Below are 15460 nucleotides of genomic sequence, written 5' to 3' on the forward strand. Positions count from 1 at the left end.
ATTAACGCCGTGAAATCAGCATGCCGATCGCCACGCCAATTGCCGCACCGATGCCTACGCCATGCCAGGGGTTATCGCGCACGTAGCCGTCCGCTTTCTGCGCCGCTTCGCGCGTGGTTTGCGCCAGATATTCGCCGGAGTCACCCAGCTTCTCGCGTGAGCTGTCGAGTGCCACGCGCGCTTTCTGACGCAGCTTATCCAGCTCGCCTTTCGACTTGTCCGTGGTGCTGCTCAGCACTTCTTCCAGGGTGTCCGCCAGGTTTTTCAGTTCAGCACGCAAATTTTCTGATGAAGTGTCTTTAGACATGTAATGTTCCTTTTAGCTTCAGTGATTAAGTCCGGATTAATAGGGCTCCGCCTGTAACTTTTTCAGCTCCTGGCGTGCTTCTTCCACTTTACGTTCACGTTTGGCGATCTTCTCCTTGTCATCGCCCTCCTGACGTTCCTCTTTCAGTTCGCGCTCGCGTTCAGCGACTTTTTCCCGCTGCTCTTTGATGCGCGCCTGATGGGCCGTTTTCAGTTTGTCGTCGCTACAGTTGGCGCGCACTTCGGTTAACGCCCGCTCCAGTCCATTGACGCGACGCTGATTGTTATGCTGTTTCGCCATCGCAATTTCATGCTGAATATCCTGCTCTTTTTGCTGACAGAGCGATTCCGCCGCCATCAGCGAACCCGAGAGAGAAAACAGCGCGAGGCCAAGAAGTAATTGATGTTTCATCAGGCTTGTTACCTTCCTTTGTTACTGACCTGCCGTGACCAGACAGCGTCATGTCCTGGCGTGTCAGATGACTGAGCCGTCCCTAAAGCATAGACAGCGCCTGTAAAAAGTTCAAAAAAGACGAGGGGATACAGATTATTCCGTGCCGTCCCGCGCGGGGGGGACGGCAACGGCGCGTCAGGAGATATTCAGCGTGGCGGAAGCGGCAGAGGCGGAATCGAGATGACGGGCGACCACAAAGCCGTCCGGCAGCAGGCGGCGCAGCACTTTCTGCGCGGCGAGGCTCTGCTCTTCATTTTCAAAATGGATAATCAGCGCGTCGCCTGACGGCGTAATGCTTTTAATGCGGATGCCCTGCGCCGTCAGCTGCTGATAGAGATAAAAGCCGTCCGGCAGCGGTCCGCCGGCATGGGAGACGCGGATCTGCACCACGGTTTCATGGCGCAGCAGCGTCGGCGTCAGGCAGATCGCCAGCAGCAGCAGCGTGGCGATCGCCAGCCAGGGCAGCATGCGACGGGGAACGGGGCCATAAATTTTCATAACTCCCCCTTGCCGTGCCGGTTCGCCTGGCGTTTGCGCCACAGCACCAGCAGCGAGCCGGCGAGGCCGATAACCAGCAGCACCAGCGGCAGCAGCATCAGACAGAACATCAGTTCGTCTTCATAGCGGCGGAAGAGGGGCGTTTTGCCCAGCGCGAAGCCGAGAACGGTCAGGATCAGCACCCAGAGCAGCGCGCTGACCCAGTTGAAAAACTGGAAGCGGGCGTTATTCAGGCCGGAGAGGCCGGCAATGGTCGGCAGCAGGGTGCGCACAAAGGCGATAAAGCGGCCGATCAGCAGCGCCGACAGCCCGTGGCGGTGAAACAGGCTGTGCGCGCGGGCGTGATACTGCGCCGGCAGGTGCGAAAGCCACTTCTGTACCGTCGGCGTATTGCCGAGCCAGCGGCCCTGAATATAGCTGACCCAGCAGCCGAGGCTAGCGCCGGTGGTCAGCACCAGAACGGTGAGCGGAAAGCTCATGGTGCCTTTGGCGATCAGCACGCCCACCAGAATCAGCAGGCTGTCGCCGGGCAAAAATGCGGCGGGGAGCAGGCCATTTTCCAGAAACAGGATCATGAACAACACGCCGTAAATGGCCCATACCAGCGTCGGATCGGAGAGAGTCTCGTAGTCCTGTTGCCACAACGCCTGCAGCAACGCATGCAAAATATCCATCAATCATTCCTGAACATCATTGTTTAACGCGTCTCAAAGGACATAAGCGCAGACCGGCGGTTGGTTATCTGTTTTAGGAGCACAGCCTGAGCAGGATTTTCCGGATCCTTCCAGAATTGATTGTTAAATCAGCAACTTTTTAAACCCTGTCGCAAAGGGTAAGAAAGGGTCGATAACTGTAACAAAAATCACAGGTCTGAGACAGGGGAATGTGCCCGCCGCACAGGAGTTTTACCTTTTGACACGGTCCGTCAAAAGGAGTTTTACACGACCTGACACTATTCCAGATTAACTGACTTTGTTGCGCAAAAACGCAGCGGAATCAGGGCAGATTGCTGGAGCCTTCCGGCAGGATGACGGGGTTTTCAGCAAACATGTACCGATCCACGTTAAATTCGAAGTCGTCGGCGGTCGCGTTGAACAGCATCTGCTTAGTATTTTCCAGATGTTGCCACATCGCCAGTTTGCAGGCGGCAGGATCTTTGCGCATCAGCGCTTTGAGGATCTGATCGTGGTCGTCGCACCAGCTAAGAATGCTGCGCTGGTCGATATGCTCATGGAGTTTGAGCCAGTAGGGGTTGTGCAGACGGTGCAGCCACATTTTTTCGACGATGGCCGCCAGCGCGCTGTTTTGCGTGGACTGCGCAATACGCACGTGGAACTGCATGTCCCACTGTGAATCGCGGAAGTGATCTTCCTGACGCGCTTTCTCCTGAATCGCCATCAGCTCGATAATATCCTGCCGCGTTACCTGGGTTGCGGCGAATTCAGCAACGTTGCTTTCAATCAGCTGGCGCGCCTGCAGCAGTTCGAAGGGGCCGAAGCTGGCGAATTCGAGCTGGCTTGAGGTGGTGACGCGGTTTTGCTGCTGGCTGGCGATAACGTGAATGCCGGAACCTTTGCGCACCTCAACATAGCCTTCCACTTCCAGCATAATGATCGCCTCGCGCACCACCGTGCGGCTGACGTTCATCTCTTCCGCAATCAGCCGTTCGGCGGGTAGTTTGTCGCCCACTGGATAAGCGCCTGATTCAATAAGGCTTTTTAGAACGCTGGCAAGCTGCTGATAAAGTCGGCGAGGTTCGGTCAGTTCCATAGCGCATTCCCGTGTCGCAAATAAAGTTGTTATACCACTCTGCGGGCGTGAAAGAAAATGTCCCGCGCCATCATGGTGCGGGACATGTCGTTTTTCAGTCAGGCTGCCGCGCGCCGCAAGGGCGCGGGCAATAAAAGGCACGTTGCCTCAACCGCGCACCGCCGCGGCCTGCGGCACCGCCACCTCTTTTTCCAGCTCGGAGACGGGCTTATTGCGCAAGACCGTCCAGATCACCACCGCGCCCAGCAGGTCGAACACCGCCAGCGCGGCGAACAGCGGGCTGAAGCCCAGGGTATCGGCCAGCGCCCCGACCACCAGCGCGAACATGGTGCTGGCGGTCCACGCCGCCATGCCGGTCAGGCCGTTGGCAGTGGCGACTTCGTTACGGCCAAAGACGTCGGAAGAGAGGGTGATCAGCGCGCCGGAGAGCGCCTGATGGGCGAAGCCGCCGACGCAGAGCAGGCCGATAGCGACATAAGGACTGGTGAACAGGCCGATGGTGCCGGGGCCAATCATCAGCACCGCGCCCATGGTGACCACCAGTTTGCGCGACACGATCAGATTGACGCCGAACCAGCGCTGGAACAGCGGCGGCAGGTAGCCGCCGAGGATGCAGCCGAGGTCGGCGAACAGCATCGGCATCCAGGCAAACAGCGCGATCTCTTTCAGGTTAAAGCCATAAACCTTGAACATAAACAGCGGGATCCAGGCGTTAAAGGTGCCCCAGGCCGGTTCCGCCAGAAAGCGCGGCAGCGCGATGCCCCAGAACTGGCGGTTGCGCAGGATCTGACGCGCCGACATTTTTTTGGTGTTGCCGGTCTGATGCTGCGCTTCCTGACCGGAAATAATGTACTGACGCTCTTCCTCGCTGAGTTTGGTTTGCTGCTTCGGATGCTTATAGAAGATGAGCCAGCAGATCGCCCAGACCAGGCTCAGCACGCCGGTGATGATAAACGCCATCTGCCAGCTGTGCGCCACGATCGCCCACACCACCAGCGGCGGCGCCAGCATGGCGCCGATAGAGGAGCCGACGTTGAAGTAGCCGACGGCAACCGAGCGCTCTTTCGCCGGGAACCATTCGCTGCTCGCTTTCAGGCCCGCGGGGATCATCGCCGCTTCCGCCGCGCCCACCGCGCCGCGCGCCAGCGCAAAGCCGCCCCAGCTGCCCGCCATCGCCGTCGCGGCGCAGAAAATCGCCCACAGCACGGCGAACACGGCATAGCCGACTTTGGTGCCGAGCAGGTCGAGCACGTAGCCCGCCACCGGCTGCATCACGGTATAACAGGCGGAGTAGGCCGCCACGATGTAGGAGTACTGTTGGGTGGTGATATGCAAATCGGTTTGTAGCGTCGGCGCGGCGACGGCAATGGTATTGCGGGTGAGATAACCCAGCACGGTGCCCAGCGTCACCAGCCCGATCATATACCAGCGTAGCCCTTTAATCTTACGCATCATTTACCTCTTCCAGTGTTCTGTCTGCGGTCTTGCCGCTGTTGTTATCTGGAGCGGGACACCCGTGATCCGACTCGTTCACGCCCGCAGGCCGCGCAAAAGCGACCTCTGTTTAACTTGCCATTACGGAGCGAGAGCGTAACTTGTTATACAACTTTAAAAGTTGAGAGCCATCACAAAAGCCCCCTTTGCAATGTGGGATACTTTAAATCTGCGTCAGGACAGCCATTTAGCACGCTGCAGAGAGCAAAAACGTCCATGAGACCAGGGGATTGCTGCGAGAAATGTGAGCGGGATCTCAAAGAATTCTGCAGTCGGCTAAAATTGGTATGATAACTTTGAGCGCATTAAGTCTCTATCCAAGAGGAAGCACGTATGTCGCGTTTTATGACCGAGGATTTTTTGCTGGATACTGAATTTGCCCGTCGCCTTTATCACGACTATGCGAAGGATCAGCCGATTTTCGACTATCACTGCCATCTTCCCCCGCAGCAGATTGCCGAAAATTACCGCTTTACCAACCTCTATGATATCTGGCTGAAGGGCGATCACTATAAGTGGCGCGCCATGCGCGCCAACGGCGTGCCGGAAGCCTTCTGCACCGGCGACGCCAGCGACCGCGAAAAATTCGACGCCTGGGCGCGCACCGTGCCGCACACCATCGGCAACCCGCTCTACCACTGGACCCACCTTGAGCTGCGCCGTCCTTTCGGCATTACCGACATCCTGCTTTCAGAAAAAACCGCCGACAGCATCTGGGATCGCTGCAACGATCTGCTGGCGCAGGATGCGTTTACCGCGCGCGGCATTATGCAGCAGATGAACGTGAAGATGGTCGGCACCACCGACGACCCGCTGGACGATCTGCAGCACCACCGCGTGCTGGCGCAGGACGGCAGCTTCAGCGTCAAAGTGCTGCCGAGCTGGCGGCCAGACAAAGCCTTTAATATCGAAGCGGAAAGCTTCCTGCCATGGATCGAAAAGCTGGAGTCGCTGACCGATATCAGCGTGCGCCGCTTCGACGATCTGCGCAGCGCCCTGAGCAAGCGTCTCGACTACTTCGCCGATCACGGCTGCAAGGTGTCGGACCACGCGCTCGACGTGGTGCTCTACGCCGACGCGGACGACGCGACGCTGGATGCCATCCTGGCCGCGCGCCGTGCCGGCAACGCGCCGGACGCGCAGGCGATCGCGCAGTTCAAAACCGCCGTGCTGGTCTGGCTGGGCGGCGAATATGCCCGTCGCGGCTGGGTGCAGCAGTACCACATCGGCGCGCTGCGCAACACTAACCGTCGCCAGTTCGAGCTGCTGGGGCCGGACGTCGGCTTCGACTCCATTAACGATCAGCCGCTGGCGGAACCGCTGGCGAAGCTGCTGGGCGCGCAGAATCTGCACAACGCCCTGCCGAAAACCATCCTCTACTGCCTGAACCCGCGCGACAACGAAGTGCTGGCGACCATGGCGGGCAATTTCCAGGGCGAAGGCGAGGCGGGCAAAATGCAGTTCGGCTCCGCATGGTGGTTCAACGATCAGCTCGACGGCATGCAGCGTCAGATGACGCAGCTGGCGCAGATTGGCCTGCTCAGCCGCTTTGTCGGCATGCTGACCGACAGCCGCAGCTTCCTCTCCTATACGCGCCACGAATATTTCCGTCGTCTGCTGTGCCAGATGATCGGCCGCTGGGTAGAAAACGGCGAAGCGCCGGGCGACGAAGCGCTGCTGGGACAGATGGTGCAAAACATCTGCTTCAACAACGCGCGCGACTACTTCGGCATCGAGCTGGGAGCCTGATCATGCAGCGGCTAAACCGTCACGATTTCCCCGGCGCGATCTACAGCGAGCGCGTGATCCAGTTCGGCGAAGGCAACTTTTTGCGCGCCTTTATCGACTGGCAGCTCGACTGGCTGAACCAGCACCAGGGCACCGACGCGGGCATCGTGGTGGTGCGGCCGCGCAACCGCGCCGTCAGCGACAGCCTGAACCAGCAGGACGGGCTCTATACCACGCTGATCCGCGGGCTGAACGAGCAGGGCGAGCGCGTCAGCGAAACGCGCTTGATCCGCAGTCTGAACCGCGAGATCCAGCCCTATACCCAGCATGACGACTTTCTGGCGCTGGCGCGCGCGCCGCAAATGCGCTTCGTTTTCTCTAACACCACCGAAGCGGGCATCGCCTTCGCGGAAGACGACCAGCTGGCGGATGCGCCCGCATCCAGCTTTCCCGGCAAGCTGACGCAGCTGCTGTGGGCGCGCTTCGAGCACTTCAGCGGCGGCGCCGACAAAGGCTGGCTGATTGTGCCCTGCGAGCTGATCGACCATAACGGCGACGCCCTGCGCGAGCTGGTGCTGCGCTATGCGCGCCACTGGCAGCTGCCGGAACGCTTCGCCGCCTGGGTGACGCAGCACTGCGTGTTCTACAACACGCTGGTGGACCGCATCGTGACCGGCTTTCCGCAGGAGAGCGAGGCGCTCGCCGCCCAGCTCGGTTATGAGGATCATTTTCTGGTGGCGGGCGAGGTCTACTACCAGTTTATTCTGCAGGGGCCGCGCGCGCTGTTCGACGAGCTGAAGCTCGACGCGCTGGCGCCGCAGGTGCGTCAGGTCGAAGATATCGCGCCGTGGAAGGCGCAGAAGGTGGCGATCCTCAATGGTGCGCACACCGCGATGGTGCCGGTGGCGTTTCAGGCGGGCCTGGAGAGCGTCGGCGACGCGATGGCGGATCCCGCCATTGCTGGCTTCGTCGATCGCCTGCTGCGCGAGGAGATCATCCCGACGCTGGATCTGCCGCGCAGCGAGCTGCACGCCTTCGCCGATGCGGTCGAGCGACGCTTCCGCAATCCTTTTATCCGCCATGCGCTGCTCGCTATCGCGCTCAACGGCATGACCAAGTTCCGCACGCGTCTGCTGACGCCGCTGCTGGCGTCGCACGCGCAGCGCGGCGTCTGGCCGCCGCGCCTGACCTTCGCGCTCGCGGCGCTGATCGCCTTCTATCGCGGCGCGTCGGCGGAAAAAAGCTGGCCGCTGCAGGATGACGCGCACTGGCTGGCGCGCTTTGAAAAAAACTGGCACGCCCTTAATAACGACCAGATCTCCCCGGAACAGCTGGTGCGCGAGGTGTTAAGCGACGCGCAGCACTGGGGAGAAGATTTGACCCGGCAGCCGCAGCTGGTGGCCGAGGTCAGCCGACACCTGCAAAATATCATCGCCCACGGCATGCGTGAGGCGTTGAGCACACTGGGATAAAGCTATGCAAGACGCGATTAAGATTCACTCTCAGGACAACGTCGCCGTGGCGCTGCGCGACTTAGAAGCAGGGCAGACCATCGATCTGCAGCAGACATCGGTGCAGCTGCAGCAGGCGGTGACACGCGGCCATAAGTTCGCGCTGCGGCCCATCGCCGAGGGCGAGCTGGTGATCAAGTATGGGCTGCCGATCGCCCACGCCACGCAGCCGATCGCGGCCGGCGAGGTGATCCACTCCAGCAACGCGCGCACTAACCTGAGCGATCTGGATGAGTACGACTATCAGCCGGAGTTTGTTGAGGTGCCGCCGCAGCCGGGCGATCGCGAGGTGCAGATTTATCGCCGCGCCAACGGCGACGTCGGCATCCGCAACGAGCTGTGGATCCTGCCGACCGTGGGCTGCGTGAACGGCATCGCGCGTCAGATCCTGCAGCGTTTCCTCAAAGAGACCGACAACGCGGCGGGCACCGACGGCGCCTTTCTCTTTAGCCACACCTTCGGCTGCTCGCAGCTGGGCCAGGATCATGAGAACACGCGCACCATGCTGCAAAATATGGTGCGTCACCCCAACGCCGGCGCGGTGCTGGTGATCGGCCTTGGCTGCGAGAACAATCAGGTCGACGCCTTCCGCGAGACGCTGGGCCTGCCGGAGAGCGACCGCATTCAGTTTATGGTGTGCCAGCAGCACGACGATGAAGTAGAGGCGGGGCTGGAGCGTCTGCGCGCGCTGTATGAGGTGATGCGTCACGACAGGCGCCAGCCGGGCAGGCTGAGCGAGCTGAAGTTTGGTCTGGAGTGCGGCGGCTCCGACGGTTTCTCCGGCATTACCGCCAACCCGCTGCTGGGACGCTTCTCCGATCAGATGATCGCCAACGGCGGCACCACGGTGCTGACCGAGGTGCCGGAGATGTTCGGCGCGGAGCGCATCCTGATGAGCCGCTGCCGCGACGAATCGACGTTCGACAAAACCGTGGCGATGATTAACGATTTCAAACGCTACTTTATCGACCATCAGCAGCCGATTTACGAGAACCCGTCGCCGGGTAATAAAGCGGGCGGCATTACCACGCTGGAGGAGAAGTCACTGGGCTGCACGCAGAAAGCGGGCTCCAGCCAGGTGGTGGACGTGCTGAAGTATGGCGAGCGGCTGAAAACGCCGGGTCTGAATCTGCTGAGCGCGCCGGGCAACGACGCGGTCGCCACCAGCGCGCTGGCGGGCGCGGGCTGTCATATGGTGCTGTTCAGCACCGGGCGCGGCACGCCTTACGGCGGCTTTGTGCCGACGGTGAAGCTGGCGACCAACTCGCCGCTGGCGGAGAAGAAGCCGCACTGGATCGACTTTAACGCCGGTCGTCTGCTGGAAGGGATGAGCATGGAGGCGCTGCTGGCGGATTTTGTCGACACCATCGTGGCAATTGCCAGCGGCGAGCTGACCAATAACGAGAAGAACGATTTTCGCGAGCTGGCGATTTTTAAAAGCGGCGTGACGTTATAGTTTGTCGGGCATAAAAATGGCGACCTGAAGGTCGCCATTGCTGTCTGTTAGTCTTGAGCCCTTCGCGGGTGGCAGGGTCCGATCGCAAAGTCGCTTAACGCATCCCTGCTCGCTCGGCCCGCGCCTTCCCTGGCGCGGGACGCTTTGCTCTTCGGACCCTGCCACCCGCTCTTTAGGCTACTGAGCTATCTGAACGATCAAGCCCGGCTGGTTTCGCGCTCGGCTTCCGCCTGACACACCGCCGCGGTAAACAGAATATCGGTCGAGGAGTTCAGCGCGGTTTCGGCAGAGTCCTGCAGCACGCCGATAATAAAACCGACCGCCACCACCTGCATCGCCAGATCGTTGGGAATGCCGAACATATTGCAGGCAACCGGGATCAGCAGCAGCGAACCGCCCGCCACGCCGGATGCGCCGCAGGCGCACAGCGAGGCCACCAGGCTCAGCAGAATCGCCGTCGGCACGTCGACGCTAATCCCCAGCGTATGCACCGCCGCCAGCGTCAGCACGGTAATGGTAATAGAAGCGCCCGCCATGCTGATGGTCGCGCCCAGCGGAATCGACACCGAATAGGTATCCTCATCCAGGTTCAGGCGTTTCGCCAGAGCCATATTCACCGGAATATTGGCCGCCGAGCTGCGGGTAAAGAAGGCGGTCACGCCGCTCTCGCGCAGGCAGGTAAACACCAGCGGGTAGGGGTTGCGACGGATCTTGCTGTAAACCAGCAGCGGGTTCACCACCAGCGCCATCAGCGCCATGCAGCCCAGCAGCAGCGCCAGCAGATGGGCGTACTGCCACAGCGCGCCAAAGCCGGTCGACGCCAGAATTGATGCCACCAGGCCGAAAATGCCGATCGGCGCGCAGCGGATCACGCAGCGCACCAGCCAGGTCACGGCGTTCGAGGCGTCATTGAGCAGGTCGCGCGTGCTCTGCGCGCTATGGCGGAACGCCAGGCCGAGGCCAATCGCCCATACCAGAATGCCGATGTAATTCGCCTGCATCAGCGCGGTGATCGGGTTCGCCACCATGCTCATCAGCAGGCCGCGCAACACCTCGGTAATGCCCGACGGCGGCGTAATTTCCGTTGTGCCGACTGCCAGCGTCAGCGTCTGCGGCAGCAGATGGCTAAACACCACCGCGACCACCGCCGCGAAAAAGGTGCTCAACAAATAGAGCGCGATAATGGGTTTGATATTGCTCTTCTGCCCCTGCTGATGGTTAGCGATCGAGGCGATCACCAGCACCAGCACCAGCAGCGGCGCAACAGCCTTCAGCGCGCTGACGAAAAGCTCGCCCAGCAGGCCGACGGCCAGCGCGGCATCCTTTGAGACCCAGGCCAGCGCCACGCCGGCCACCAGCCCTATCATGATTTGTTTCACCAGGCTTCCTGCGAGTAGCGCGCCCAGACGACCGGAAAATGAGTTCTGCATAATTGTTCTTTACGTTGTAGCGGGATGTGGCTTCAGAGGGCGTCGATTAACGCGCCTGAAGCGGTTTGCCCGGCGGAGTATAAGGAAAAGATCGGACGAAGAAAGAGATAATTCTGTCGGTGCGAGGCGGATCGGATTTCTATTATGCTGGATGAAGAAGATGTGACAGAGGGATGAAATGTCGCATTGGTGACTGGCAAAATAAAACAGGGGCATTACCTGCCCCTGTAGCGGATTATTGCGAGATCTTTTTCTGGTCGCTTTTGCGATTCACCCAGGCGTTGATCAACAGCGTCGACCCCAGGATCGCGCCCACCACGCCCAGAGAGAAGGAGACCGGGATATGGTAAAACTCGACGATCAACATCTTCACGCCGATAAACACCAGCACCACCGCCAGACCATATTTGAGCATCGAGAAGCGCTCGGCGACGTTAGCCAGCAGAAAGTACATCGCGCGCAGGCCGAGGATGGCGAACAGGTTAGAGGTCAGCACGATAAAGGGATCGGTGGTCACGGCGAAAATCGCCGGAATGCTGTCGACCGCAAAGATGACGTCGCTCAGCTCGACCATAATCAGCACCAGCAGCAGCGGCGTGGCAAACAGCACGCCGTTCTTGCGGGTGAAAAACTTCTCGCCCTCCAGCGCGTCAGTCATACGCAGGTGTTTGCGCAGCCAGCGCACCACTGGCTTATCGCCCACCGCGTTTTCGTCATCCTCTTTCGAGAAGGCCATCTTCAACCCGGTGAGCAGCAGGAAAGCGCCGAACAGATAGAGGATCCAGCTAAACTGCGTTACCAGCCAGCTGCCGGCGAAGATCATAATGGTGCGCAGCACAATCGCGCCCAGCACGCCGTAGATCAGCACGCGTCGCTGCAGCGCGGCGGGGATAGAGAAGTAGCTGAAGAGCATCAGCCAGACAAAGACGTTATCGACCGCCAGCGCTTTTTCCAGCACATAGCCGGTTAAAAAGGCCAGGGTTTGCGTGGTGGCGACTTCGCGCCCGGCGCTGCCCTCGAGATACCACCAGAAAGCGGCGCTGAACAGCAGCGACACCGATACCCACACCAGCGACCAGACGGCCGCCTGTTTAAAGCTCATGGTCTGCGCGCCGCGACGTCCCTGCAAAAAGAGATCGATCGCCAGCATGATAAGCACCACCACCGCAAAGCTGCCCCAGAGAAGAGGCGTTCCTACTGTCTGCATAGCGTTTCCTGCCCTGAAATAAAAAACGGCTGAAGTCAGAAGACGTCAGCCGCTTTACAGGGTTGTAAGCAAACCTCGCCTTCCGGCAAGGTCTCACTTACAACGCAGAATCAGATTCCGGGTTGCCTGACGACCGGATGCTTACGCATCGTAATGACGATCGTGCAGCTTACAAGTTACTCCCCTTTGCTGTCCGTTAAGATAGGCGCAGGCCGGGAAAGAGGCAAGAGCGGGCCATTCATATTTAGACATATTTACACAGCGCGGCCGTCAGCCGGGAAAACCACGCCGGTCTGGCGGCGGATTTCGGTCAGCAGCGCGGCGGTGATGCGCGCGCTTTCCAGCCCCGGATGATCGACATGGCGCTGGCGCACCAGCTGCACAAAACGCTGGGCTTCATAGAGCATGGTGTTGATATGTTGCGGCTGGCTGAGATCCTGCGGCTGCGCGGCGCTGTGGCGCGGCACCAGGCTGATCGCCTGCATCTCCGACACTTTTTCAATCAGCAGCGAGCCCGCTTCGCCCTGAATTTCGCTGGGAATGCGCGAATCGCTGACCTTGGAGTGCAGCAGCGTCACGTCGAAGTCGCCATAGTCGAGCAGCACGCTGCCGTGGCCGTCGACGCCGCTCGCCAGCAGCGTCGCGCGTGCGCTTACCGCCTGTGGCGCGCCCCATAGCGCTACCGCCGTTGCCAGACAGTAGTAGCCGATATCCATGATTGAGCCGTTGGACCAGCGCGGATCAAAAGTATTGGGGTTCTCGCCGTCGAGATAGCGCTGATAGCGCGACGAGTACTGACAGTAGCTAAACAGCGCCTTACGCAGTGGGCCGATGGCAGGCAGCGCCTGCTGCAGCTGCATGAAGTTGGGCAGGCTGGCGGTTTTAAACGCCTCGAACAGGATCACCTGGTACTGCCGGGCGCAGGCGATCATGCTCTCCGCCTCGCGCAGGTTGGAGGCGAGCGGCTTTTCGCAGATAACGTGCTTGCCGTGCGACATAAACAGCAGCGCCTGCTCGCAGTGCAGGGCGTTGGGACTCGCCAGGTAAACCGCATCGATAAGATCGGAGGCGGCCAGCGCCTCCAGCGAGGTAAAAAGATGCTGACAGGGATAGTCCCCGGCGAAGCTTTCCGCCTGCTGCTGCGAACGCGAATAGATGGCGTTCAGGCGCAGATGGCCGGTTTCGTGCGCGGCATCGATAAACTGGCGCGTTATCCAGTTGGTTCCCACAATAGCAAAACGGATCACGTCGGCTCTCCTGCGGCAAATAGCGGCAGAGTAGCACGCCGGGCACCGGGCGCAAGCGTGGGAAAGCAAGGGAATTTGATCCTGCGATCCGCCTTCCAATATAGTGATGGCGCAACGGCGACTGGCTGAAAAAAGTGGAGAAACGCTTGAAAGGAAGTAAACACGCTTTGAACTGGACCACGCTGCTGGTGGCGATCCCGGTCGGCCTGGCGGCGTCGCTGGTGACGCTGGCGTTTCGCGGCGTGATCGAACTGATTAACCGCCTGCTGTTTAACAGCGACAGCGAGATCACCGTGGCAATGCACGTCTGGCCGTGGATCTTCTGGCCGCTGCTGGTCGGCGCGGGCGGCGTGCTGGCGGGCTTTTTCCTGCGCTATGCGGTGAGCATCGAACAGCAGCAGACGGTCAAAACCGACTATCTGGAAGTGATTAACGCGCGGCTCGACGCGGTGCCAACGCGCACCTCGCTGTTTCGCGCGCTCTCTTCCATCGCCAGCATCGGATCGGGCGCCTCGATCGGTAAAGAGGGGCCGATGGTGCAGCTCTCCGCGCTGTGCGGCAGCATGCTGGGCCGCTGGCTGCCCGCCTCGCTCAACCTGAAAAACAGCGACGTGGTGGCGATGGCCGCCGCCGCCGGGCTCTCCTCGGTCTACCACGCACCGCTGGCGTCGGCGATCTTCGTCGCCGAAATTGCCTTCGGCATCTCAGCGCTGCAGCGTTTGATCCCGCTGGTGATCGCCTCCTCCGTCGCCGTAATGACCATGTGGTCGCTCGGCTTTCGCAGCGCGCTCTATCCGCTGGCGGAGGCCAGCTTTCAGATGGACGTAAGCAGCCTGCTGCTTACGGTTGTCATTGGCCTGGCCGCCGGGCTGGCGGGCTGGCTGCTGATCAAGCTTATTGCGCGCAGCAAAGCGCTGTTCGGCCATATCCGCTCGCTGCCGCTGCGGCTGGGCGCGGGCGGAGTGGCGGTGGGGCTGCTGGCGTTGATCTCCAGCGATATCCTGGGCAACGGCTACGAAGTGATCGTCAAAATCATGGCGGGCCACTATCTGCTGCCCGGCTTGCTGCTGCTGCTGCTGCTGAAAACCCTGGCGACCACGCTGTCGGTCGGCTCCAACGCGGTGGGCGGCCTGTTTACGCCGTCGCTGCTGATCGGCGCGCTGCTCGGGGTGGCGCTGGCGACGCTGGGCGCGGCGCTGCATCTGCCGCTCGGCAACGTGCTGCTCTATGCGGCCATCGGCATGGCGGCGGTGCTGGCCGCCGTCAGCCAGGCGCCGCTGATGGCGATCCTGATGGTGCTGGAGATGACGCTCAACAGCTCGCTGCTCTTTCCGGTGATGATCGCTGCGGTGCTGGCGTCGATGGTGGTCTATCGGCTGCAGTCCGCCAGCACCTATCCGGTGGTAGGCAACCACTTCAACCGCTCGGAGGCGAAATATGACTTCGACAACATGCGCGTGTCGCAGCTGATTATTCCGGGCGCGGCGCTACAGCCGCAGGAGTCGGTGGGGCAGGCGCTGGCGGTTAGCTCGCTCAAGCGCGAGCGCTACGTTTACGTGATTAACGCGGCGGGCGCCTTTCTTGGCGTGGTGTCGATCCATGACATCGCGCGTAAGGTGCTGGCGCAGGAGATCACGCTGGATTCGCCGGTCGCCACGGTAATGGATGACAACTTTCCCTTCGTCTACCAGAACCAGAGCATGCGCGAAGGGTGGGAGGCGTTTGCCCGCGTCACGCTGGAGCGTCTGCCGGTGCTGAACAATCCGCAGGAGAAGCGTTTTCTCGGCGCGCTGACCAAAACCAGCCTGATCCAGAAAGCGCAGGAGTTTCTCTAGGCTGCGTTGCCGCGCATCGCCTGATCCGTCATCCAGAGCCGGGCGTCGAACTCCAGCTGATGGTAGTCCGGCTCCATATGGCAGCAGAGCTGATAAAAGGCTTTGTCGTGCTCTTTCTCTTTCAGATGCGCCAGCTCGTGCACCACAATCATGCGCAGAAACGGCTCCGGCGCGAGGCGGAAAAAGGTCGAAACGCGGATCTCCGCTTTCGCCTTCAGGTTGCCGCCCTGCACGCGCGACACCGCCGTGTGCAGCCCCAGCGCATGCTTCATCACCTTGATTTTATTATCCCAGATCACCTTACTGATGGGAGGCGCGTTGCGCATAAAGCGATTTTTCAGCGCCTGGGTATAGTCATATAACGCTTTATCGCTGACGATATCGTGGGTGTCGGGATAACGCTGCTGCAGAAAGGCGCCTAGCTTCTGGTGGTCAATCAGCGTCTGAACCTGCTGCAGGATATTCTCAGGATAACCCTGCAGATAGATAAGTGAGGACATTAGGGATTCCCGGCGAAAGACAGT

14 protein-coding genes are annotated in these 15460 nt (G+C 60.4%); 4 read left to right on the plus strand and 10 right to left on the minus strand.

All coding sequences use genetic code 11. The features are described 5' to 3' along the window. Window position 1 precedes the first annotated feature (1 nt). From B2J69_RS16910 to B2J69_RS16935, 6 genes are all read right to left on the minus strand, one after another. Window positions 2-307 (minus strand): DUF883 family protein, encoded by a 306-nt coding sequence (locus B2J69_RS16910; protein ID WP_081140806.1) that lies wholly within the window; start codon window positions 305-307, stop codon window positions 2-4. 36 nt (window positions 308-343) lie between these two features. Continuing rightward, window positions 344-718 (minus strand): DUF1090 domain-containing protein, encoded by a 375-nt coding sequence (locus B2J69_RS16915; protein WP_081140807.1) that lies wholly within the window; start codon window positions 716-718, stop codon window positions 344-346. Window positions 719-895: 177 nt separating this feature from the next. Continuing rightward, complete coding sequence (gene mzrA / locus B2J69_RS16920) at window positions 896-1258, minus strand: EnvZ/OmpR regulon moderator MzrA (protein ID WP_081140808.1); 363 nt, start codon at window positions 1256-1258, stop codon at window positions 896-898. Further along, the gene (locus B2J69_RS16925; RefSeq protein WP_081140809.1) at window positions 1255-1932 is read right to left on the minus strand and encodes a DedA family protein; all 678 of its coding nucleotides are present in this window, start codon (window positions 1930-1932) and stop codon (window positions 1255-1257) included. Before B2J69_RS16925 ends, mzrA begins: the two co-directional genes overlap by 4 nt. 322 nt (window positions 1933-2254) lie before the next feature. Next, window positions 2255-3028 carry a transcriptional regulator ExuR gene (gene exuR, locus B2J69_RS16930; RefSeq protein WP_081140810.1) on the minus strand — a complete coding sequence of 258 codons (774 nt, stop codon included), beginning with the start codon at window positions 3026-3028 and terminating at the stop codon, window positions 2255-2257. A 147-nt stretch (window positions 3029-3175) separates the two neighbouring features. After that, complete coding sequence (locus B2J69_RS16935) at window positions 3176-4480, minus strand: MFS transporter (RefSeq protein WP_081140846.1); 1305 nt, start codon at window positions 4478-4480, stop codon at window positions 3176-3178. 375 nt (window positions 4481-4855) lie between these two features. Between B2J69_RS16935 and uxaC the strand changes: the two genes are divergently transcribed. Genes uxaC through B2J69_RS16950 form a run of 3 tightly spaced genes read left to right on the plus strand, consistent with a single transcriptional unit; the run spans window position 4856 to window position 9217 of the window. Further along, window positions 4856-6271, plus strand: coding sequence for a glucuronate isomerase (gene uxaC, locus B2J69_RS16940; protein WP_081140811.1), 1416 nt, complete (start codon window positions 4856-4858; stop codon window positions 6269-6271). 2 nt (window positions 6272-6273) lie between these two features. Continuing rightward, entirely contained in the window at window positions 6274-7722 is a 1449-nt protein-coding gene (locus B2J69_RS16945) for a tagaturonate reductase (RefSeq protein WP_081140812.1), read from the plus strand. A gap of 4 nt (window positions 7723-7726) precedes the next feature. Beyond that, window positions 7727-9217 carry a UxaA family hydrolase gene (locus B2J69_RS16950; RefSeq protein ID WP_081140813.1) on the plus strand — a complete coding sequence of 497 codons (1491 nt, stop codon included), beginning with the start codon at window positions 7727-7729 and terminating at the stop codon, window positions 9215-9217. Between the two features lie 197 nt (window positions 9218-9414). Here the strand turns inward: B2J69_RS16950 and sstT are convergent, their stop codons facing one another. From sstT to B2J69_RS16965, 3 genes are all read right to left on the minus strand, one after another. Further along, complete coding sequence (sstT, locus tag B2J69_RS16955) at window positions 9415-10647, minus strand: serine/threonine transporter SstT (protein WP_081140814.1); 1233 nt, start codon at window positions 10645-10647, stop codon at window positions 9415-9417. Between the two features lie 235 nt (window positions 10648-10882). Continuing rightward, complete coding sequence (locus B2J69_RS16960) at window positions 10883-11854, minus strand: TerC family protein (protein ID WP_081140815.1); 972 nt, start codon at window positions 11852-11854, stop codon at window positions 10883-10885. A 254-nt stretch (window positions 11855-12108) separates the two neighbouring features. Continuing rightward, window positions 12109-13101 carry a Gfo/Idh/MocA family protein gene (locus tag B2J69_RS16965; protein ID WP_081140816.1) on the minus strand — a complete coding sequence of 331 codons (993 nt, stop codon included), beginning with the start codon at window positions 13099-13101 and terminating at the stop codon, window positions 12109-12111. 146 nt (window positions 13102-13247) lie between these two features. Between B2J69_RS16965 and B2J69_RS16970 the strand changes: the two genes are divergently transcribed. Further along, a complete protein-coding gene (locus tag B2J69_RS16970) occupies window positions 13248-14936 on the plus strand; it encodes a chloride channel protein (RefSeq protein ID WP_081140817.1) in 1689 nt (562 codons plus the stop codon). Here the strand turns inward: B2J69_RS16970 and B2J69_RS16975 are convergent. Continuing rightward, window positions 14933-15436, minus strand: a complete 504-nt coding sequence (locus tag B2J69_RS16975; RefSeq protein WP_081140818.1) for a M48 metallopeptidase family protein — start codon at window positions 15434-15436, stop codon at window positions 14933-14935. The genes B2J69_RS16970 and B2J69_RS16975 overlap by 4 nt on opposite strands. Window positions 15437-15460 lie beyond the last annotated feature (24 nt).

It is taken from the genome of Pantoea latae (assembly GCF_002077695.1).
GTDB lineage: Bacteria > Pseudomonadota > Gammaproteobacteria > Enterobacterales > Enterobacteriaceae > Pantoea > Pantoea latae.